The sequence below is a fragment of the Nitratireductor sp. PBL-C9 genome, assembly GCF_050877045.1.
In the GTDB taxonomy this organism is placed as follows: domain Bacteria; phylum Pseudomonadota; class Alphaproteobacteria; order Rhizobiales; family Rhizobiaceae; genus Nitratireductor; species Nitratireductor aquimarinus.
Genome location: NZ_JBPAXW010000001.1, coordinates 541864 through 563097, shown reverse-complemented (window position 1 = coordinate 563097; position 21234 = coordinate 541864). Strand labels below are relative to the sequence as shown.

Genomic DNA, 21234 nt, shown 5'->3' with positions numbered 1-21234 from the left:
AGCCACCTCCCATGCCTGAGACCCGTCGTCTGTTCCTGCCCAAAGCGGGCGGGCCAGCGAATGCCTCGCCGCCTGAACATCGGTATACAATAATACCGTATTACAGAATACTCAACCCGTTTTCTGTTTCGGGGCGGAATCCGGGCGCAGGAGTGGCTAAAGCGGCTCGCCGATGGCCCGAATGTCGTCCGCATCGTTGAAGCAATGCGAGGTTTGCTGCTCGTTAAGGGAGAAAATCAGTCGTTTGTCCGCTCAACCGAGCTGATCGAACGCAAGGCCGCATCAAAGGAGCAGGCCGAAATCTGGTCTAGGGTGATCCAAAGACGGGGCGCTCAGGCGTGGCGGAGAAGAGCTCCGAGTGTCGCTGGCTTTCAACCTTGATGGTCAAAAGCGTTTGACGCCGGTCGATGGAGGCAGTTGCCGACATAGCCCACGGCGCGGTTTCGCGCGGGATCCCGGAAGAACGGGAGTGGAGAGCTGAGTGGCGCTCGCAATAGCCTCTGCGCTGCCCGATTTTCCAATCGAGGGGAGCCGCAAGGCGCACCATGATCTGAATATAGGAAGATGGTCGGGCGGCCTGTCAGCCGCATAAGTTTGCAGGCCCGCAATCGTGACGGTTTCAAGCAGTCACGATTGCGGGCTTTTGCAAGGTTGGTTGCTAGGATTCCTGCGCCTTCCTGGCGACAGAAGCGTGCCAGGGGGTCAGCCAGCCGCGCAGTTGAGCGATCAGCGTGTAGAGCGTCAGTCCAATCAGCGTCAGAAGCACGATCACGGCGAAAAGGCCCGGGACCTGCAACTCCTGCAACATGGCGACGGCGAGATAGCCGAGGCCTTCATTGCCACCGATGAACTCGCCGACGATGGCGCCGATCATCGACATCACTACGGCCACTTCCATGCCGGCCAGAACCACGGGCAATGCGGTGGGCAGGTCGAGCATTGTGAAGCGCTGTAGCGGGTTTGCCTGCAGCATGACGAACACGTCGCGGTCGCCCGGCTCAACGGAACGGAACGCGATCAACGAGTTCGAGAAGACCGGGAAGAATGACAAAGCTGCGGCAATGACGATCTTCGATTCCAGCCCAAAGCCAAACCACAGGATGAAGAGCGGTGCGAGCGCGATTTTTGGAATGAGCTGCAGGCACACAATGAAGGGCTTGAACGCCCATTCAAGCATCTGCACCCGAGCCATTGCCATGCCAAGCGTGATGCCGAGAAGGACGGCGATCAGAAAGCCGGAGACAGCCTCGATCACGGTGACAAGCGCATGACGCCAGACCTCGGCGTCGCTCACCAGTTCGATAAAGGCGACGACGATCTGATACGGCGTCGGCAGGATGAAGGCAGAGACATCGGCAGTGTGCACATACACTGTCCACGCGATCAGAAAGGCTGCAACGGTTGCTGTCGGAAGCGCTATGCGGATGAAACGATCTGTGCCCATCAGTGGCCTCCTGTCAGGCTGGCGCGAAGATGCACGAGCATGTCCTGGAATTCGGGTTTGCGTTGCAGATCAAGCGTGCGGGGGCGCTCGAAAGGCATCTCGATGACCTCGGTAATGCGGGCCGGCCGGGCGGCGAGCACCACAACGCGGTCCGACAGGAATGCGGCCTCGGTGATCGAGTGCGTAACGAGGATGGTCGTGACATGCGCCTTCGCGCAGACCGACATCAGCTCCATGTTCAGCGTGTCACGTGTCATCGCGTCGAGTGCGCCGAAGGGCTCGTCGAGCAGCAGAACCTGAGGTTCGGTGATCAGGGCGCGCGCCAGCGAGGCGCGCTGGCGCATGCCGCCGGAAAGTGCAGAAGGCCGCGCTTTCTCGAAACCCTTGAGGCCCACGGTCTCGCAGAGCGCATGGGCCCGCTCCTCCCGTTCCGCCTTCCTTACCCCGCGAAGGCGCAGGGGCAGGGCGACATTTTCTGCAACGGTGAACCAGGGGAACAGACGCGCCTCCTGGAACATCATGGAGACGGGGCGCGTGGCTTCAACGGATCGTTTGCCGCCTTCCCAGACGGAGCGATCCCGCACGATGATTTCACCCTCGCTCGGCTTTTCAAGACCGGCGATGATGCGCAAAAGGGTGGTCTTGCCGCAGCCTGACGGTCCGAGCAGCGAAATGAAGTCGCCGCGCTGCATGTCGAGCGTTGCATCGCCAATGGCGCGGACGGCGTTCTCGCCCTGACCAAAGGTCTTGCCGACACCCACAATGCGGATGTCGGCCGGGTTGTCCATTTTCATGCTTTCAGAGCCTGATCGAGTAGGTCGTTCGTGTAGAGTTCGGTCGCGGGCACAGCTTTGTCGATGAGCTTGGCGCCAGCAAGCAGATCAACGGCGCTCTCCCAGAGCTCGGGGATGTTGCGGAGGATATTGTCTTCGCCCTTTGAAGCCCAGTTTTCCGCGTTGGTGCGGAGGTCTTTCTGCGCCGTTTCCAGATTTTTGAGGCCAGAGACGTCGTGTTTCTCGCCAATGATCTTGAGAATTGGCAGAAGGTCTTCCGTGGTGACGATTTCCTTGGCCGCGCGGTGCGTAGCGCGCAGGAAGGAGACGAACTTTTCAGGGTTTGCGGCAATCATGTCAGGGCGGGCGACATAGACCTGACCCGGCATACCGTCATCGATCGGCATGACCGAGACATCGTCGCGCGCTGCGCTGGCAATGATCATGGAAGAGGTGTTGCCGATGAAAGCGCCGGCGCGGCCGGCCTCGATCAGCGCGAAGGATGCAGCGGAATCGGCGACCTTGACCTTGTCGACCTTGTCCGGCGAAGCACCGGCCCTGGACATCATCAGGTCGAGCGTGCCCTCCATGGAGCCTCCCAGCGTCGCCATGCCCACCGTGCGACCTTCCAGGTCGGCCATGGTCTTCACTGGATTTTCCTTCGAGGAAAGCAGGAAGAACGGGGAGCGCTGGGCGATGGTGGCGATCGAGATCAGCGGCGCGTCGTTGTTGATGCGTGAGACGATGTAGTTGGTGCCGCCGGTGCGGCCGGAATCCATTTGCTTGGCAATGGTCATCTGCGCCGCAAGGGCCGCGCCCTTGCCAGCCTGCAGGTTCATCGCCAGCCCTTCGTCGGCGTAATAGCCGGCGGCATCCGCATAGATGACCGGCGCGAAGGCCAGTGACAGCGTGAAGGGTGTGATGAAATTAAACGTTTCTTCTGCCTGCCCCTTGATCGGGAATGACAGCATGGCTGCGCTGCTCATCGCTCCCAGCATCAGGTTTCGTCTCGTCAGGTTCACGCGGCTTACCTCCCTGTTCAAATATGAACTCAGTGTTCAATCAAATCTAAGCGCAAATTGCCGGCTATGGCAAGAGCGGTTTGTCTAGCCGGATAATCAGATCCCTCCCGTCTTCAGACGTCAGTGAGTTCGGCAGTCGGAGTTTTCGGAAGACCGCCTAAAAGGCGGGTGATGGCGTCGGCCGTGCGCACCACTTCGCGCCGAACACTGGCGTCGATGCTGTCAATCCGGTCGGCGGAGGCCGCCTGCGTGGCGTTGATGGCGGCAACGACATTGCCTTCGATGTCGCGCACCGGCGCCGCTATGCTTGCGATCCCGGTTTCGAAATTGCCGATCTGAACAATGGAGCGCGCATTCCGGTCACGTTTCCATTGTGCGCTCACCTCGCCCAGGCTGCGCGGTGTTTGCCCTGGCGCGTTCTGATAGGTCTCGTCACGGAAGAGGCGGAACAATTCATCCTCGCTGAGATCGGCCAGCAGGACGCGGCCCATTGTGGTGCCGGCGGCAGGCAGGCGGCTGCCGACGTGAACGATACTGGCAAGGCCCATATGGCTCGGAACGCGCAGCATGTAGAGCACGAAGCGACCATCGCGCACACCCAGATGAGCCGACCAGTCGGTCTCATCTCGGAGTTTTTCGAGTTCGGGCAGTGCGACTTCCACCAGTTCGCGCGTCGCCAGGTAACCATAGCCGAGCCGCAGAACGGCAGGTCCCAGCGCGTACCGCGAGGTTTGCTGATTGTGCAGAAGATATCCCTGTTGTGCCAGCGTGTAGACCGTCCGGAAGGCTGCCGAGCGGGTCGTCCCCAATCTGCGCGCGATGTCCGAAAGCGTCATCTCCCGGTTGTCCGGTGTGAAGGACTGCAGCACCTGCAGGCCGCGGATCAGCCCGGGGACGATGTATTTGTCATCGGAGGGTGGAGCGGGAGAGGAAGGCGAAGATGTTTTGTCCATAAAACACTGTCTAGCAGGTAAAACGCCCTTGATCTAGCGTCCGGTCAACTCAGGAGAGAGGAATAACGATGACGATACACACGACCGCCGCTTCAGCTCTTGCCCAGGACCTTGCCGCGCATACGGGCCGTTTCACCGACAAGACCTTTGACTGGAACGCTTTTCCGTCGAATGCCGGGTTCGACGATCTGGCCCGTGCGCAGATGCGCTATATCGGCGCTGGCGGATCGCCGAAGGTTGGCGACACGTCCACCCTGAAGCCCGATCACTTCACGCTGAGCCTGATCCACAAGGAGCCTGGCAAATACGCCGCCTGCCATAGCCATGAGATCGAAGAGAGCTTCCTCATCATCGATGGCGTTCTGGTCGTTGGCTGGGAGCGTGACGGTGAAGTGGTCGAGGTCAAGCTTGGCGCGAAGGACATGATCCTCAATGCCCGCGAGATCGGTCATGGTTTCCGCAACGATGGCGTGACGCCGGTGCTGATGTCGATCTCTGTCGATGTGGGCAAGCCGCTGCCGCCTGTCTATCACTACCACCCGAAGGAGCATCCGGCGGAACTGGCGCGCAGCTTTGGCGCAGAGCCGGGCAAGACGCTGCCTTTCGACCGCAATGGCAGCCACCCGCTGCAGCAGCTGATGGCGCAGTATGTTGTGCGTCACAACGAACTGCCGACGATCTGGGAAGAGGCCGGTTTCACCCGCAAGGTCTATGTGGGTGAGGGTGGCATTGCTCACGACACCTGCCGCAAGGAGATGCTGGGCATTCCCTCACAGGTCGGCATCAAGCCGATCGTCCGTGACGTCGAAGACGCCTATCTCGTTCTCGAGGGATCGCTCATCGTGGGCTGGGAAGAGAATGGCGAGACCGTCGAGGTGGAGCTCGGACTGCGCGATCTGGTCAAGACGCCGGCCGGTCGCAAGCACTGGTTCCGCAACAATTCCGCAGCGCCGGCAACGGTCTGGTCGGTCATCGGCTCGTCCGAGCCCGACGGGATTGTCTACGAAGCGGCATAGTCTGGTTCGTATCCATGAAAATGCGCCCCTGGCTTTGGTAAGTCAGGGGCGCAGTCATTTCTGCTTCGCTCAAGCTACCTGCAGTGGTTGACCGCCCTCAAGCTGCTTCGGCAAGCTCCGTCGCCCAGGCATTGTAGCCGTAAACCCAGTCGGCATTGGTGCCCTGTTTCAGCCAGTCATTGGCGAGAGATCCCCGCTGGACTTCGGCGGTGCGCGGGATGCGGGCGGTTTCATAGCGCTTCAGCGCCTCCGGTACGGAGGCCGGCGTGACGCCATCGAGTGCACGAGCCAGAACGACAGCGTCTTCAATGGCCATGCATGCGCCCTGCGCCATGAACGGGACCATGGGGTGCGCCGCATCGCCCAGAAGCGTGATTGCTCCACTGGACCAGCGCTCCATCGGTTCGCGCACATGCAGCGCGGAGCGGGTGACCGTTTCGCAGGCATCTAGCAGGGCGCGGGCTTCGGGGTGGAAATCGGCGTAGGCCGCCCGCAACGCGTCGATGTCGCCCGGCAGGGTCCAGCCTTCCTCGGTCCAGTCTTCCTGCGGCGTCGTGGCAAAGACGAATATCTCGGTGCCAAGATTGAGCGGGAAGGTGACGATCTGGTGTGCAGGCGTCGGGCCCCACCATTTGGTGAATGAATCGAGATTGGGAATGCCGTCACCGCGCTCGCGCGGGAAAACGGCGCGGTAGGACACCAGGCCGGTGAAGCGCGGGTGATCCTCGCCGAAGAGGGAATGGCGCACAGCCGAGTGGATGCCGTCCGCGCCGATCAAAACATCAGCTTCAAATCGTGTTCCATCGGAGAGAATGGCGACTGCTCCGCTGTCCGTCTGCTCGGCTGCGGTGACCTCGGTGGCGAAGCGGATCGTGTTTTCCGCCAGTGCGTTTTCGAGTGCGGTCAGCAGGTCAGCGCGGTGAATGGTCAATTGCGGCGCGCCGTAACGTTCCTCCGCTGCCGTGCTCATGGGCAGGCGCGAAGTCTCTTCGCCAGTATCCCAGGTTCTGCTGATGCGGTATTCAGGGCGTGCTGCGGTTCTGCGCAGCAGGTCGCCGATCCCCAGCCCGTCCAGTGCGTGCACCGCATTGGGGGTGAGATTGACGTCGGCGCCGATGCGACCGAAGGCGCGGGCGCGCTCGAAAATCGTGACGTCGTGCCCCTGTTTCTGCAGCGCGATCGCCGTTGCCATTCCGCCGACGCCACCGCCGGCTATGCCGATCTTCATTCAACTCACTCCCGATTTGTTCAAATAAGAACGTATAGTTCAAAAAATAACGATATTGTGTGCAGTGGACACTGTCAACGCGCTCCTGTCGGCCGATGGGGGGATCCTTTCGTGCCTGCTCCCAGACATGATCCGGCGTCTGCTGATGTCCACAGGAGGCCCCGGAAAGGGGCGGTTGACAAGCCGGCCGGGATTCGACATTCTAAATTTGAACAATATGTTCTTATTTGAACATCGATTGGGAGGAACAGATGGACGCCTTTAAAGACCGCCTGTCGCAGCGCGCCTTCGACACTGGGCGTCCCGGGCTGGAGCATCAGTGCCGCGGGCGTGAACTGGATGAGCGCGAAGCCGCATTCGCCGACGCCCTGATGACGATTTACGCCACGGGTGAGCACGATTTTTCAGCCGTTGCGCGGCAACTGACCGAAAAGGGTATCGTTGCACCGCGCTCTGGCCGGTCCGACTGGACTGAGGCGCTGCTTTCAGAGGAGTTGGCGGCGACGAACAAAGAACTCGACGCTGCATACGAGGCGCATGGCTATGGCGCTTGAGTTTCGCTCGGTCACAAAAGAGTTCACCACTGGAACCGGGCAGAACCTCGTCGCCGTCAACGACATCAACTTCCGGGTCGATGAAGGCGAGTTCGTCTCTGTGGTCGGCCCGTCAGGTTGCGGCAAGAGCACAATCCTGAGCATGACTGCCGGCCTTTACCAGCCAACGCGCGGTGAGGTTCTGGTCAGCGACGAGCTCGTCGGCGGTCCCAATGCACATGTTGGTTTCATGTTGCAGAAGGATCTGCTTCTGCCCTGGCGCGATATCGTTTCGAATGTCGAGTTTGGGCTGGAAGCGCGCGGTGTCGCCAGATCGGAACGCCGGGACCGGGCGATGGCGGAGCTGAAACGCTGTCATCTGGCAGGGTTCGAGAAGCACTATCCCTATCAGCTCTCCGGCGGCATGCGCCAGCGTGCGGCGCTCGCGCGGACACTGGCGATCAAGCCGGAAATTGTCCTGCTCGACGAACCATTCTCCGCGCTTGATGCGCAGACAAAGCTGCTGCTGCAAAACAGCTTTGCCGGAACGATTTCTGAAACTGGCAAGACGACGCTGCTGATTACCCATGATCTGGCTGAGGCGGTTCTTATGTCAGACCGCATTCTGGTTCTTTCCGAAAGACCGGGCAGCGTGGTGGCCGAGATCAAGGTTGATTTGCCGTATCGCGAGGAGCCGCTGCGACGCCGGGTGATGCCGGAAGTCAGCGAGTATGCGGCGCAGATATTCAAACATCTGAAGCTGGAAGAAAAAGCCATCTGACTGGCCAGAAACAAAGGGGAATTCTGATGAGACGCATGCTTAAATCGGCTCTCGCCGCTGTTATTCTGACGGCCACTGCCAGCACCGCAATCGCCGCCGAAAAGGTGACATATCTGTTCCCGGCGCCTGATTTTCTGCCCGCGTTTGCGCCGTTCCAGCTTGCCAAGAGCAAGGGGTATTTCGGTGACGCCGGCCTCGACGTTACGTTCCAGGTGGGCAAGGGCGGCGCCGATGTGGCGACGCAGGTGGCTGTCGGTAACGCCGATCTCGGCGGCGGCATCGGCGATACGCCGATTATCGTTCGCGCCAACGGTCTCGACATTCGTGGTGTGGCTCTGCTCGGCGGACGCGGCCTGACGCAGCTTGCTTGGCGCAAGGACAGCGGCATCACCGGCCCTGCCGACCTCAAGGGCAAGTCGATCGGTGTTCTCGCCTTCCAGGACACGACTTACTACAATCTTCTGGGCGTTCTGGCTTCTGCTGAACTCAGCAAGGCCGATGCCGACATTCAGGCGGTCGGCCCCGGCGGCATCATTCAGTTGACCATTGCCGGAAATCTGCAGGCCATGTCGGGTGTGCCGGAATGGATTGCCGCCATCGAGGCTGCCGGCGTCGAGATGGAACAGATGCCGGTCGATGAGGTCTTCCCCGCCATGGCGCAGGCCATCATCGCTTCCGACAAGACCATCGAAGAGCGTCCCGAGGTTGTGCGCGGTTTCGTCGGCGCGGTGCTCAAGGCGGTTGCCGATATTTCTGCCGATCCGGCGCAGGCCGCCAAGGACTATGTCGCCGCCGTTCCGCAGCATGCAGGCAAGGAAGCCGAGATCGAGGGCATCCTGCGCTCCTACGCGACACTGGTTTATCCTGAAGGTGAAAACCAGCCCCTCGGCGCATTCGATCCAGAACGTATCGGCAAGGTGCAGGCGTTCTATGTCGACAGCGGCATTGTCCAGACCGCCGTCCCGATTGAAGACCTCTACACGAATGATTTCGTCCAATGACAGAGGTCAGTTCGATGGAGACCGGGGCGAAAGCCCCGGCCAAGGTGGCAAAGCCCCTCATGAAGACGCAGAGCAGCACATTTCTTGCCAGCATGGCGCTTCTCGTTCTCGTGCTGCTGGCGTGGCAGTTCCTGCCGCCGGCGCTCGGGGTGCCGAAGTTCATCATTCCGACGGTGACAGACTGCCTGAGCGAGATGAAGCGTATGCTGCTTCAGGAAGGGCTGGTGGGGCACACGCTCTCAACGGCGCTCTACACGGTGCTCGGCTTTGTCATCGGGTGTCTGCTTGGCGCGGTGATCGGCTATCTGCTGGGAATGTCCGAGTTCTGGGAGAAGGTGCTTTCGCCCTACATCCTCGCGCTGCAGATCGCTCCGAAAGTGGCGTTCGCTCCGCTCTTCATCATGTGGTTCGGCTACAACGCCATGCCGAAACTGCTGGTGACGGTTCTGATCGTATTCTTCCCGGTGCTGGTCAACGTGTTGCAGGCAATGCGCACGGTCGACCGTGATCTGGTCAATCTGGCGCGCGCCTACAATCTTTCCCGCTGGGGAATTTTCATGAAGGTCGAGATGCCGTCCACCCTGCCGAACCTGATGGCCGGGCTTAGGATTGCGTCCACCCTCGCGGTGATCGGCGTGACGGTCGGCGAACTGGTCGGCGGAAACACGGGCCTTGGCTTTCTGATTTCCTACGGTGGCGGACAGGCGAATGCGGCGATGGTTTTCAATTCCATCGTGCTGCTCACCGTGATCGGTTTCCTGCTCTACGCGGTGCTCGTGCGGATCGAGGATCGGGTGCTGCACTATTTGCCGAGAGCCCAGCACTAGGCGCTTCCAACAATCATCACCGCCGGAAGCGGGAGGCTTTCGGATATCCATGACGGAGACGGACATGACAGGCATCGACAAGAAATCGCTGATCGAGGAGCGCGTGAACTCAGGTCTGCGTGGCCAGTGGTATCCGGTGGCCAAATCGGTTGAGATCAAGGCGAGCAGGCCTTACGGCACGCGCTTGCTTGGCGACAAGATCGTTCTGTGGCGCGATGCCGAGAACCGGCTGCGCTGCGTCGAGGACTTCTGCCCGCATCGGGGCGCGCCGCTGTCCTATGGCGAGATCCATGAGGGGAACGTCAGTTGCCGCTATCACGGCGTCGTCGTCAATGGCGAGGGTGTGGTGGTGCGGGTGCCGGCGATGCCGGAATGCGCACTGGAGGGGCGCAAGGCGCTGAAGTCTTTCGAGGTCGCGGAAGCCGGCGATGCAGTGTTTGTCTACGTGCCGTCGATCGAGGAGCCGGAAGCGCCGCCGCTGGCGCTGCCGAAAGAGCTGACGAGTGACGACTGGACGGGTTTTCTGTGTACCGGCGAGTGGCAGGCCAATTATCGCTATGCGCTCGATAATCTCGCCGACCCGATGCATGGCTGCTACCTGCATGCGGAGAGCTTCACCCTGGCCTTCGGCTCCAAGCAGGACCTGATGAAGCTCGACAAGACCGATGCCGGTTTCCGGGTCAGCCGGGTGGGGCAGGTGGGGGAGAACTTCGACTGGACCGAGTTCGAGGTGCATCCCGGTTCGATGTTCTGCTTCCTGGAGATTCCGTATCCGCCGGCCGCAGGGCCGGGTGGCGTCTTCCGCATCATCGGTTTTGTGACCCCGCTCGACGCCAACAGCTGCAAGGTCTTCTTCTGGCGCATGCGGCAGGTCTCGGGTCTGGCGCGTGAGAGCTGGCGCTTTCTCTATCGCGCCCGGCTGGAAAAGACCCACTGGGATGTGCTCGAGCAGGACCGGGTCATGCTGGAGGGCATGCCCGATGATGCGCGCAAGCGCGAAATGCTCTACCAGCACGATCTCGGTGTTTCCCGTGTCAGGCAGATCCTGACGCGCGCCGCCAAGAGCCAGGTCGAGGCCGAGATGGCGGCCGAATGATGCTTGAGGGACGCACAATACTCGTCACCGGGGCCGCGCGCGGCCTTGGTGCGGAGATTGCCAGATGCCTGGCGCGGCAGGGCGCAAACCTTGTGCTCGCGGATATCGCCGAAGAAGAGGGACGGGGGATCGCGGAAGAAACAGGCGCGCGCTTCATCGCGCTTGATCTCGGCGAACCAGCCTCGGTCGAGGCCGCAGCCAAGGTGTTGGAGGAGGTGTGCGCGGGCGCTTTGCATGGCCTCGTCAACAACGGCGCGATAGCGACGGGCATTGGCGGGATACCGTTCGACGAGATCGACATCGACAGCTGGGACCGGGTGATGCGGGTCAATGTGCGCGGCACGTGGCTGATGACACGTGCGGTGACGCCGCTTCTGAAAGCGTCGGGATCCGGGCGTATCGTGAATGTGGCGTCGGATACGGCTTTGTGGGGCGCGCCGCGCCTGATGTCCTATGTGGCGAGCAAGGGAGCGCTGATGTCGATGACACGCTCGCTGGCGCGCGAACTGGGGCCCGACCGTATCGGTGTGACAGCCGTCGCTCCAGGTATTCTGACAACGGAATCGACCGACTATGTGCCGGAGGCTCGTCACAGGCTCTACGCCGAAGGGCGGGCAGTGCCCGGAGAACAGGCCCCGGACGAGATCACCGACGCCATCGCCTTTCTGCTGAGCGAGGGAGCACTCGCGCTGACCGGGCAGGTTCTGCCGGTCAACAATGGTTTTGTCTTCAATTGAGGCGGTCATGAATTTCAAAGAGCACACATCCGGCACAATCGACTATCTGGAGCGCCCCGGTTCGGGTGGCCCGACGCTGGTGATGCTGCATGGGGTCGGTTCAAACGCGGCCTCTTTCGTTCCGCTTCTTCCACATTTGCCACGCGACTGGCGCGTCGTCGCCTGGAACGCGCCGGGCTATTGCGGATCGGACCCGCTCGACGCGGAATGGCCTTTGGCGAGCGACTATGCAGGTGCATTGAAGGCGTTTCTTGATCGGCTTGAGCTGGACCGTGTTCTTCTTGCCGGTCACTCGCTCGGCTGCCTGATGGCGGCTTCATTCGCCAGTGGGCATCGTGATCGCGTCGCCCATCTCCTGTTGAGTTCGCCGGCACTTGGTCATGGTGTCCCGCGCGGCGCAGCGCTGAGCGCGGCTGCTCAGGCGCGTATCGATGATCTGGAGATGTTGGGCGCTGAGGAATTCGCCGATCTGCGCGCGCCACGGCTGGTCTACCAGCCGGAGGCCAATGCGGACATCGTGCGCCGTGTGCGCGACGGCATGGCTCTGGTCAGCGCCCCGGGTTACCCGCAGGCCGCACGCATGCTGGCGTCGGGTCGTCTGCTTGACGATGCGGAGCGACTGCAGGTGCCAACCGACGTCATCGTCGGGGCGGAGGATGTCGTGACGCCACCCGACTCCGCGCGTCGCGCCCATGCGGCTCTGCGTCAGCCATGGCGCGGCGCGCTCACGCTCGTGCCTGACGCCGGACACGCCCTTTATCAGCAGGCTCCCGCCGCTTTTGCAGCGGCTCTGGAAGCGCTTGCGGAAACAGCCGGTTGAGGCCGGAAGGAGGAATGAACATGGCAGAAACAGTTCGTGTCGGCAGCCTTCGCGGCATCATGATGCGTGGGCCGGGCATCACCGCCACGCTGCCGTTCTATGAGGATATGTGGGGCCTGAGCCTTGCCCACAAAGAGGACGGCATAGCGCTTCTCCGGGGCACGGGGGACGAACCCTTTCTCTATGGTTTGAAGGACGGACCTGTCTACGGCATTGAATATGTGCATTTCGCCATGCCGGACCGGGCTTCGATGGATGCGCTCCATAGCCAGGTGGTTGCGCGCGGCGGCATCGCGCTCGGCAAGCCGGGGCCGTTCGATGACCATGCCGGCGGCTACGGCTTCGAGATGCTGGACCCGGACAACCGGCGGCTGCGTTTCCGCACCGAGGCGCTGAGCCTTGACGAAGAGCCCGAATGGGCCAAGCCGCGCAAGGTGAGCCATGTGGTGCTGAACACGCCGGACATGGAAGGCGTGCAGGAATTCTACACCCATGTTCTGGGCTTTCGCGTTTCCGATTACTCGGCCGACCAGATGGTTTTCCTGCGCTGCAATTCGGATCATCACTCCATCGCACTGGTGCGCGGCAACTATGCCAGCGTCAACCACGTTGCGTTTGAGATGCCGTCCATCGACGAGTTCATGCGGGGCATTGGCCGCATGAAACAGAAAGGGCATGTGCCCACCTGGGGGCCTGGCCGGCATGGGCCGGGCAACAATCCGTTCGCCTACTTCGTCTCGCCGTCGGGCTTCGTCATCGAGTTCACCTCCGAGCTGCAGCAGATCGATGAGGCAACACACGAGGCGCAGGTCTGGCCGCGCGACAAGCCCGAGGCGATGGACCGCTGGATGACGGCTGGTCCGCCGACGCCGGCTCAGCGCGCCGTGATGCAGGGGCGTCCCGATCCCGGTTTTCCCGAACTCGCACCCGCCAGGAGCAACATCTGATGCATTACGGATATGACGGCAAAGTCGCGGTGGTCACCGGCGGTTCGTCGGGAATAGGCCTGGCCACGGTTGAGACGCTGCTCCAGTCGGGAGCGAGCGTGGCCTTCTGCGCCCGCACGGAAAGCAGGCTCAACGATGTAGCGGCCGTAATGGTTCGCGACTATGGCGAAGAGCGTGTCATGGCGCGTGCCTTCTCGGTTCTCGAACCGGATGCGGTGAAGAATTTCGCCAGCGCCGTGGAAGACCGCTTCGGGCGTTGCGACCTTCTGGTCAACAATGCCGGGCAGGGGCGCATCTCCACCTTTGCCGAAACGACAGATGATGACTGGCGCGCTGAATACGAACTGAAGCTGTTCAGCCAGATTCACCCGACGCGCGCTTTCCTGCCGATGCTGCGCAGGGCGAAGGGAGCCATCGTCGCGGTCAACTCGCTTCTTGCCTACCAGCCCGAGCCGCACATGGTCTGCACCTCTTCGGCGCGCGCCGGTGTGCAGAACCTCATCAAATCGCTGAGCGTCGAACTCGCGCCTGACGTGAGGGTCAACTCGATCCTGCTCGGTCTTGTCGGTTCCGGTCAGTGGTCGCGCCGCTTTGCAGAGCGCGAAGACCAGACCCAGAGCCGCGCCGACTGGTACGGCGCGCTGGCGGCAAAGAAGGGCATACCACTCGGCCGTCTTGGCAATCCTGCGGAAGCCGCTGCGGCAATCGCTTTTCTTGGCTCGCCGGCGGCGAGTTACATCACAGGCGCACAGCTCGAAGTTTCGGGCGGCCTGTCTCGTTACATTTGAAGGACACGGGATGAAACTCGAAACAATCACAGCCTCCGAGACGGTTGGGGACCTTATCGCCCGCTATCTCGCAGAGATCGGCGTTACCACCGTGTTCGGGGTCATCTCCATTCACAACATGCCGATCCTCGACGCCATCGCGCGGCAGGAGCGGATCCGGTTCGTGCCGGCGCGCGGCGAAGCGGGCGCCATGAACATGGCCGATGCCTTTGCCCGTGTATCCGGTGAGCTGGGTGTCTGCCTGACCTCCACGGGAACGGCTGCCGGCAATGCGGCGGGAGCGCAGGCCGAGGCGCTGACCGCCGGCTCGCGGGTTCTGCACATTACCACGCAGGTCGATCTGGAGTTTGCCGACCGCGACCGCGCTGCGATCCATGATGTGCCGCGCCAGCCGGAGATGTTGCGCGGCGTCTCGAAGGCAGTGTTCCGCATGTGGGACGCAAACGGAGCGGTTGGCGCGCTCACCGCAGCGGTGTCGGCTGCGCTTTCCGCGCCGACCGGACCGGTAAGTCTGGAAATTCCCGTCGATGTTCAGAGAACGCCGGCGTGTCCGGCCACGCGCATCCATAAACCGCAGCCGATCCGCCCAATTGCGCCGGAGAGTGTGATCGACGAAATCGCCGAACTGGTGAAGAAGGCGAAACGCCCGCTTCTGTGGCTTGGCGGTGGTGCTTGTGCCGCCGGCAAGGAAGCCACTGAGTTGATGCGGCGTGGTTTTGGCGTCGTCACATCAACCAATGGCCGCGCCATTGTGTCGGAAGCAGAGCCGGCAAGCCTGGGCGCGTTCAATATGACGCCGGAAGCCGTCGAGCTCTACAAGAGCTGCGATCTGATGATCGTTGTCGGTTCGCGTCTGCGCGGCAATGAAACCCGCAACAACAAGATGCCGCTGCCCCGGCCTCTGGTGCAGATCGACGCCGATGCGGCGCAGGGCGGTCGGAACTATCCGGTTGAGGTCTTCGCTCACGGTGATGCCGCAGACACGCTGGCCCGCCTGCTCGAGCGCCTGCCGGACACGCTCGACACTGACACCAACCTGTCCTTCGACATCGCCCGCACGCGGGCCGAAGCGGAAGGCCGGATGCGTGATGTTCTCGGCCCCTACCGGGTTGTCGCCGACACGCTGGCGGATCGGATCTTCTCCAACGGACATCCCTGGGTTCGTGACGTCACCATCTCGAACTCAACGTTCGGCAATCGCTATGTGCGGATTGCAGATCCCAAACTCGGCGTTCACGCGCTGGGTGGAGGCATCGGTCAGGGTGTGGCCATGGGTGTCGGGGCGGCGGTCGCCACCAGGGGAGCCAAGGCGATCACGCTTCTGGGCGATGGCGGGACGATGCTCGGTCTTGCCGAGATGATTACCGCCGTTGAGGAGAATGCGCCGCTCGTCTACCTGTTGATGAACGACAAGGCCTACGGCGTGATCCAGAACATTCAGGATGCGCAATATGACAGCCGCCGACACTATTCGGCATTGGCGACGCCTGACTTTGCCGGGTTCTGCAAAGCAATCGGCATGCCGCATCGGGTGATCAGCGATGTCGCTGAATTCCCCGCTGCCTTCGATGAGGCTGTGGCCGCTGACGGACCGCAGCTTATCGAGATCGATATGTGCGCGATTGGCCCGTTCAACGAGGCGTTTGCCGGCCCGCCGGCGGGTGCTGCGGGCAAGGGAGAATAGAGCGATGCGGCTTGGAATGATCGGCTTTGGCAACATCGCGCAAACCCTGCTCACCCAGCTGAAGCAAACGCTCGATGCGCCGCTTGAGCATCTGGCTGTGCTGGTTTTGCCGGAAATGGTGGACGAGACGGAAGCGCGTCTGGCGAGTGAATTCGCGAGCGTGGCCGGAGAGTTCGCCGTGGTCACGGATGCGCAGGCGCTTTTGTCTCATCGGCCCGAATTGGTGGTCGAGTGCGCCGGACACGCTGCGGTTCTCGCGCATGCTCCTTCGGTTTTGCACGCCGGCATCGATGTGGTGATCGTCTCGATTGGCGCGCTCTCTGATGAAGCGCTGGAGAAGGAATTGCGGGCGGCCGCCAGCGCCGGTGGGGCGCGGCTTATTCTGCCTGCTGGCGCAGTGGGAGGTGTGGATCTTCTTTCCGCGCTGGGAGCGGCCGGTGGACTGGAGGTGCGCTACCGTGGCTCCAAGCCACCGCTAGCCTGGAGTGGAACGCCAGCCGAGCAGGCGCTTGATCTTCGCGCACTGGACGATGCCGCGATCTTTTTCCGTGGCACGGCGCGTGAAGCCGCACGGGAATTCCCCAAGAACGCCAATGTCGCGGCGACGCTGGCGCTGGCCGGAGCAGGATTTGAGGCGACCCAGGTCGAGCTGGTTGCCGATCCTGCGGCGCCCGGCAATGTCCATGAATACTCGGTTGTCTCGCCGCTGGCGAAATACACGATGCGCATCGAGAACCTGCCGTCGGCAGGGAACGCCAAGACATCCGTTTCAACGGTTTACAGCGTGTTGCGGGAGATCCGGAACCGGATCGGCCCGGTGGCGATTTGAGATGGAGGCGAAGATGATCGAACTGCCGCAGAACAAGCTCTTCGTCGCTGGAGAATGGGAAGAGGGAAGCGGGGCTGAAATCACCTCGATCTTCCCCGCCGATGGCAGCGTCAACCGCGTGCTTCGTGGCGCGAGCGTCGCCGATGGGGAGCGCGCCATCGAACGGGCAAAGAAGGCGCAGGCAGACCCGGCGTGGCGCAATCTGAAGCCGCATGAGCGCGCACGCTTCCTATATGCCATTGCGGACGGCATCGAGGCGAATGCCGAGCGCATCTCCCATATCCAGAGCCGTGACACGGGCAAGACCCCGCGGGAAACGGGGGCGCTGGCTGCCTCTGCCGCCGGCACATTCCGCTATTTCGGTGCGGTGCTTGAGAGCGCGGACGAGGCGCTCACGGTGCAGCGCGGCGACGCGCTGACCATGTCGGTCCATGAGCCGCTGGGCCTGGTCGGTGCGATCACGCCCTGGAACTCGCCGATTGCCTCGGATGCGCAGAAGGTTGCTCCGGCGCTGGCGGCAGGCAATGCGGTTCTGTTGAAGCCCGCTTCCTGGTCGCCGCTCGTTTCGCTGGAGCTGGCGCGGATCATTGAGGCTTCAGGCCTGCCCAAGGGGCTGTTTTCGGTGCTTCCCGGCGCAGGGCGCGAGATCGGAAACCTTCTGGTCGAGCACCCCGATATCGCCAAGATCAGCTTTACCGGCGGCACGGCGACGGGCCGCGCCCTTGCCGTGAAAGCGGCGCAGAAACTGATGCCGGTTTCTCTGGAGCTTGGCGGCAAGTCTCCGACGATTGTCTTTGCCGATGCCGACATCGAGCAGGCACTGGCCGGTGTGCTGTTCGGCATCTTCTCTTCCACCGGGCAGAGCTGCATTGCCGGTGCGCGCCTGTTTGTCGAGCGGCCGATCTACGACCAGTTCGTTGAACGCCTCGTGGCTGCGACCCAGAGGCTGAGGGTGGGGCATCCATTCGAGGCCGACACGCAGGTTGCGCCGATGGTTCACATCGATCATCGCGACAGCGTTGCAGAACATGTTCGCCGGGCGCGCGAAGAGGGCGCTGAAGTGCTCATTGGCGGCGGCGCTCCCGAAGGGGCGGCCTTTGACAAGGGGGCTTACTATTTGCCGACCATTCTGGCCGGCGTCGACAACAAGGCGCGCATCTGCCGCGAGGAAGTGTTCGGCCCTGTTCTGGTGGTTCTGCCGTTTGACAGTGAGGAAGATGTCATCGCGCAGGCCAACGACAATGAGTATGGCCTGGCCTGTGGTCTCTGGACCCGCGATTTCCCCAAGAGCTGGCGGGTCGGCAACGCCATCGGCGCGGGCACCGTCTGGATCAACACCTACAAGCAGTTTTCGATCTCCACGCCCTTCGGTGGCGAGAAGGAAAGCGGCATGGGACGCGAAAAGGGACGCGAGGGCCTGCGTGCCTACATGGCGCAGAAGTCGTTCTACACCGACCTGTCGGGCGCACCGCACCCCTGGGCGGCAGCCACGGTGCAGGCAAAATGAGCCGCGCGGTCGCCATTGTCGGTTCGGGCCCGTCCGGTTGTTATCTGGCGCAGGCGCTGCTGAAGGCCGAGCCGGATCTCAGGCTCGACCTGATCGATCGCCTTCCCGTTCCCTATGGCCTCGTGCGTTATGGCGTGGCGGCCGATCATCAGGGAACAAAGGGCGTTATCCGCCAGTTCGAACGCCTGTTCGAACGTCAGGGCGCTGGCTTCATCGGCAATGTCTCAATCGGCGATGATGTGAGCCTCGATGATCTGCGTGCGGCTTATGACGCGGTGGTGCTCGCCGCCGGATTGTCTGCGGATCGCGCGCTTGATATTCCGGGCGAGGCATTGTCGGGCGTCCACCGCGCGGGTCGCCTTACGCGGGCGCTCTACGAACACCCCGACGCCGAGCCGTTGCCTGAACTGGGCAGCCGGGTGGTGATCATGGGCAATGGCAATGTCGCCATCGACATTCTGCGCCTGCTTGCAAAGACGCCGGAGGAACTTGCCGGTTCCGATCTGGGCGCAGGGCCGACCGCGTGGCTGGCCGCTTCCGGTATTGAGGAAATAGAGATTGTCGGCCGTTCGCCGGCAGCCGCCGCGAAGTTCGATCCCGTAATGATCAAGGAACTGGCGAAGCTTGAAGGTGTGAGCATCCGCGTTGTTGATGCGGGTGTCGGCGACGACCCGGCTGCGGCGAAGAAGATCGCGGCGCTCGAAGCGATTGACGGTCATGGTTCCGGCGAGCGTCGCATCACTTTTCGTTTTGGCCTTACCCCGGTCGAGCTTTCCGGTGTCGACGGTCGTCTTCAGGAGGCCCGTTTCGAAGACAGGCAGGGCGAGCTCCTTGTCCTGCCATGCAGCGCCTTTATCACCGCGATTGGGTTCGCGGCGCAGGAAGGGCTGCCCCGCGATGCGATGATCGGCGGGGCTGTGGACCCGGAAGCCGGTGTCATCGATGCTGGCCTTTATGCAACGGGCTGGTTTCGCCGTGGCCCACAAGGAACCATCCCTGACAACCGCGCTGATGCGCAGCGTCTGGCAGAGCGCATTCTAACTGATCTGCAGACAAATGGCGGATCGGCGGTGAAGCCAGGCCGCAACGCTTACCCTGCGTGGGCCGATGCGGTCGATTATCAGGGCTGGAAACGCATCGACGCAGCCGAAATCGCCGCCGCCCCGCAGAACCGCTGCCGCGCCAAGATCGCTTCACGGGACGCCATGCTGGCGCTCGCCTTTCAGAAAAAGGAGCCTCAACAATGAACATTATGCTTCTTTACGGCACCGAGACCGGCAATGCCGAAATGCTGGCCGAGGACATTGTGGGCGAGCTTTCGGGCGAGCACGATGTCGGTTGCTGCAATCTGTCGGATTTTTCGCCCGACTCATTCGAGACCGGCCGGCTTTATCTGATTGTCTGTTCATCATATGGCGATGGCGAATTGCCTGCTTCGGCGCAGCCCTTTGCCGCCGCTTTGCAGGCATCCACACCGGATCTGGCAGGCGTCCATTTCGGCATTTTCGGTCTGGGTGACAGCGAATACGAAGAGACTTTCGGCTTCGGCAGCAAGGGGCTTGCGGAACTGTTGGCTTCACAGGGCGCGGTGCAGATCGGCGAGCGCATAACGCATGATGCGTCAGGCGGCGATATGGCTGAAGATCTGGCTTTCCCCTGGGCCGCGCAGATCGTGGCGCTGGCCGAGGAAAAAATCAGCGAGACAGCGTGATGAAGGCGGCCGAGATACGGGCGCTGGTCTGCGCACCCTGGAGGCATGGAGATTGCGTAGACCTTTCCGGTGTCGTCTGCGAGGGCACCCTGGATCTAGCCGGGCTCGACCTTACGGGTGTGGACTTCACGGGCGCATCTTTTCCTGACGGTATCGATGCGACGGGCACCCGCTTTCTCGGCGTAAGCTGGTTCAGCAATGCGCGTTTTGGCGGAAAGACCCTTTTCGCACATGCGGTGTTCACCAATGATGCCCGCTTCGATCAGGCGATTTTTGCTGCTGAAGCATGTTTCGAAGGAGCGGAGTTCCGCGGCATCGCACGGTTTGACAGGGCGGACTTTGCAATGGGAGCGAATTTTCAGCGTATCGCGTGCTACGGGAATTTTTCGCTGCACGGCGTGTGGGTGCGGGGGAAGGCGTCTTTCCAAAAGGCCGAGTGGCTGGGCGGATTGTGGTGCGAGGCCGCGCAATTGCCGGAAAACGCAGACTTCGCAGACACGCAGGTGCATGGTCGCCTTTGGTTGCGCAATGCGCTTGTGGGAAACAGGCGATTGCGGAGCGGCACCTTCCCGCTTTCCTACGGCTACACCTACAATTGATCGGCTGACCAGCCGCGATAACCGAGCGCTTCGGACATGGCGCGTGCGACGGCCTTGAGCTCCTGTTCGATTTTCCCGGCGTGGGGCCCGTCCTCGGCGAAGACGCTGGCGTGGCCGGTTACATTGATGGCGCCGACGGCGCGCGCTTGGTGGTCGTGGATGGCGACCGCAGCGGATCCGATCTCAGGTTCGAAGTTCGCGACGCTCCAGGCGATCCCGCGCGCGCGATCCGCCAGTAGCTGTTTTTCAAGCTCGGCAAGCGTCGTGCGCGTTTTGGTCGTGAAGGATTCCATTGCCTGACCGGCATAGAGCGAACGAAGCGATGCGATCGGCAGTTCCGCCAGAAGAATGCGGCCGATCGTTGTCGCATGGGCCTGCAATCTTGTGCCTTCGCGCACCGTGCTGGCGAGGTGGGAATTCGGCGTTTCGCGCGCCAGATACACGATCTCACGCCCCTCCAGAACGCCAAGATGCGCTGACAGGTTAAGCGAATCGACAAGCTGCTTGAGGAACGGTCGCGCCACCTGAAGAATGCTGCGTTCGTTCAGCGCTTCCGACGCCAGCGCGATCAGTCCGGTACCGAGGCGATAACCACCATCGTCGGCAATCGGTTCGATGATGCTTTCAGTCTCGAGCGTTGCAAGAAGGCGGATGAGCGTGGTGCGATTGATGTCGAGCGCTTTTGCGGCATTGCTGATGTTGCGGCACCGATTGCCCGCCGCGATATAACGAAGCAGTGCAATCGCCCTTGTGACGGGAGGAACGACGTAAAGTGGTTCTTTCGTTTCTGTTTTTTGCTCTTCCGCCACGAACGGCCCCGCTGAATTGCTCTTATTTGGCCGCGTTTATCATATTTGAACAGCATGCAGTAGATGGCTATCTGGGAATGGACCCAGAATATGACGGCAGCGACGACTTGGATTGCCTGAAAGAATCCG

At 61.9% G+C, this 21234-nt stretch carries 22 protein-coding genes; 16 read left to right on the top strand and 6 right to left on the bottom strand.

Annotation, left to right across the window (positions count from 1 at the left end; all coding sequences use genetic code 11):
• Positions 1 to 658 precede the first annotated feature (658 nt).
• From ACRTG1_RS02680 to ACRTG1_RS02665, 4 genes are all read right to left on the bottom strand, one after another.
• On the bottom strand, positions 659 to 1444 hold the full coding sequence (locus tag ACRTG1_RS02680) for an ABC transporter permease (protein ID WP_113156604.1): 786 nt from the start codon (positions 1442 to 1444) through the stop codon (positions 659 to 661).
• On the bottom strand, positions 1444 to 2232 hold the full coding sequence (locus ACRTG1_RS02675; RefSeq protein WP_246747112.1) for an ABC transporter ATP-binding protein: 789 nt from the start codon (positions 2230 to 2232) through the stop codon (positions 1444 to 1446). Before ACRTG1_RS02675 ends, ACRTG1_RS02680 begins: the two co-directional genes overlap by 1 nt.
• Positions 2233 to 2234: 2 nt before the next feature.
• The gene (locus tag ACRTG1_RS02670; RefSeq protein WP_297561283.1) at positions 2235 to 3239 is read right to left on the bottom strand and encodes an ABC transporter substrate-binding protein; all 1005 of its coding nucleotides are present in this window, start codon (positions 3237 to 3239) and stop codon (positions 2235 to 2237) included.
• 113 nt (positions 3240 to 3352) lie between these two features.
• A complete protein-coding gene (locus ACRTG1_RS02665; protein ID WP_113156606.1) occupies positions 3353 to 4192 on the bottom strand; it encodes an IclR family transcriptional regulator in 840 nt (279 codons plus the stop codon).
• Positions 4193 to 4260: 68 nt separating this feature from the next.
• Between ACRTG1_RS02665 and ACRTG1_RS02660 the strand changes: the two genes are divergently transcribed.
• Positions 4261 to 5208, top strand: a complete 948-nt coding sequence (locus ACRTG1_RS02660; protein WP_113156607.1) for a cupin domain-containing protein — start codon at positions 4261 to 4263, stop codon at positions 5206 to 5208.
• Positions 5209 to 5305: 97 nt separating this feature from the next.
• On the opposite strand, the gene ACRTG1_RS02655 is transcribed toward ACRTG1_RS02660, so the two are convergent.
• Entirely contained in the window at positions 5306 to 6436 is a 1131-nt protein-coding gene (locus ACRTG1_RS02655; protein ID WP_206545102.1) for an FAD-dependent monooxygenase, read from the bottom strand.
• Positions 6437 to 6687: 251 nt separating this feature from the next.
• Here ACRTG1_RS02655 and ACRTG1_RS02650 point away from each other — a divergent pair, with 251 nt between their 5' ends.
• The 15 genes from ACRTG1_RS02650 to ACRTG1_RS02580 all read left to right on the top strand — a co-directional run bounded on the left by ACRTG1_RS02650 (position 6688) and on the right by ACRTG1_RS02580 (position 20296).
• The gene (locus tag ACRTG1_RS02650; protein WP_297561274.1) at positions 6688 to 6990 is read left to right on the top strand and encodes a recombinase-like helix-turn-helix domain-containing protein; all 303 of its coding nucleotides are present in this window, start codon (positions 6688 to 6690) and stop codon (positions 6988 to 6990) included.
• Positions 6974 to 7750, top strand: coding sequence for an ABC transporter ATP-binding protein (locus ACRTG1_RS02645; protein ID WP_224873232.1), 777 nt, complete (start codon positions 6974 to 6976; stop codon positions 7748 to 7750). Before ACRTG1_RS02650 ends, ACRTG1_RS02645 begins: the two co-directional genes overlap by 17 nt.
• Before the next feature lie 26 nt (positions 7751 to 7776).
• Positions 7777 to 8751: an ABC transporter substrate-binding protein gene (locus ACRTG1_RS02640; RefSeq protein WP_206545100.1), complete on the top strand. Its 975-nt coding sequence runs from the start codon at positions 7777 to 7779 to the stop codon at positions 8749 to 8751.
• On the top strand, positions 8748 to 9578 hold the full coding sequence (locus tag ACRTG1_RS02635; RefSeq protein WP_432515717.1) for an ABC transporter permease: 831 nt from the start codon (positions 8748 to 8750) through the stop codon (positions 9576 to 9578). Before ACRTG1_RS02640 ends, ACRTG1_RS02635 begins: the two co-directional genes overlap by 4 nt.
• 64 nt (positions 9579 to 9642) lie before the next feature.
• Positions 9643 to 10674 (top strand): Rieske 2Fe-2S domain-containing protein, encoded by a 1032-nt coding sequence (locus ACRTG1_RS02630; RefSeq protein ID WP_297561266.1) that lies wholly within the window; start codon positions 9643 to 9645, stop codon positions 10672 to 10674.
• A complete protein-coding gene (locus ACRTG1_RS02625; RefSeq protein WP_432515716.1) occupies positions 10674 to 11411 on the top strand; it encodes an SDR family oxidoreductase in 738 nt (245 codons plus the stop codon). Before ACRTG1_RS02630 ends, ACRTG1_RS02625 begins: the two co-directional genes overlap by 1 nt.
• A gap of 7 nt (positions 11412 to 11418) precedes the next feature.
• Positions 11419 to 12231 carry an alpha/beta fold hydrolase gene (locus ACRTG1_RS02620; RefSeq protein ID WP_420507796.1) on the top strand — a complete coding sequence of 271 codons (813 nt, stop codon included), beginning with the start codon at positions 11419 to 11421 and terminating at the stop codon, positions 12229 to 12231.
• Positions 12232 to 12251: 20 nt separating this feature from the next.
• Positions 12252 to 13178 carry a VOC family protein gene (locus ACRTG1_RS02615; protein WP_113157116.1) on the top strand — a complete coding sequence of 309 codons (927 nt, stop codon included), beginning with the start codon at positions 12252 to 12254 and terminating at the stop codon, positions 13176 to 13178.
• Positions 13178 to 13966, top strand: a complete 789-nt coding sequence (locus ACRTG1_RS02610) for an SDR family oxidoreductase (protein ID WP_206545096.1) — start codon at positions 13178 to 13180, stop codon at positions 13964 to 13966. The genes ACRTG1_RS02615 and ACRTG1_RS02610 overlap by 1 nt, the downstream gene beginning before the upstream one ends.
• Before the next feature lie 10 nt (positions 13967 to 13976).
• The gene (locus ACRTG1_RS02605; RefSeq protein WP_432515715.1) at positions 13977 to 15650 is read left to right on the top strand and encodes a thiamine pyrophosphate-binding protein; all 1674 of its coding nucleotides are present in this window, start codon (positions 13977 to 13979) and stop codon (positions 15648 to 15650) included.
• 4 nt (positions 15651 to 15654) lie between these two features.
• Complete coding sequence (locus ACRTG1_RS02600) at positions 15655 to 16479, top strand: aspartate dehydrogenase (protein WP_432515714.1); 825 nt, start codon at positions 15655 to 15657, stop codon at positions 16477 to 16479.
• 13 nt (positions 16480 to 16492) lie between these two features.
• Positions 16493 to 17986, top strand: coding sequence for an aldehyde dehydrogenase (locus ACRTG1_RS02595; RefSeq protein WP_432515713.1), 1494 nt, complete (start codon positions 16493 to 16495; stop codon positions 17984 to 17986).
• Positions 17983 to 19233 (top strand): FAD-dependent oxidoreductase, encoded by a 1251-nt coding sequence (locus ACRTG1_RS02590; RefSeq protein WP_206552975.1) that lies wholly within the window; start codon positions 17983 to 17985, stop codon positions 19231 to 19233. The genes ACRTG1_RS02595 and ACRTG1_RS02590 overlap by 4 nt, the downstream gene beginning before the upstream one ends.
• Positions 19230 to 19697, top strand: coding sequence for a flavodoxin domain-containing protein (locus tag ACRTG1_RS02585; protein WP_206545091.1), 468 nt, complete (start codon positions 19230 to 19232; stop codon positions 19695 to 19697). The genes ACRTG1_RS02590 and ACRTG1_RS02585 overlap by 4 nt, the downstream gene beginning before the upstream one ends.
• On the top strand, positions 19697 to 20296 hold the full coding sequence (locus tag ACRTG1_RS02580; protein ID WP_432515712.1) for a pentapeptide repeat-containing protein: 600 nt from the start codon (positions 19697 to 19699) through the stop codon (positions 20294 to 20296). The genes ACRTG1_RS02585 and ACRTG1_RS02580 overlap by 1 nt, the downstream gene beginning before the upstream one ends.
• Here the strand turns inward: ACRTG1_RS02580 and ACRTG1_RS02575 are convergent.
• Positions 20287 to 21105, bottom strand: a complete 819-nt coding sequence (locus ACRTG1_RS02575) for an IclR family transcriptional regulator (RefSeq protein WP_113156620.1) — start codon at positions 21103 to 21105, stop codon at positions 20287 to 20289. The two genes, ACRTG1_RS02580 and ACRTG1_RS02575, sit on opposite strands and share 10 nt — an antisense overlap.
• Between the last annotated feature and the right edge of the window lie 129 nt (positions 21106 to 21234).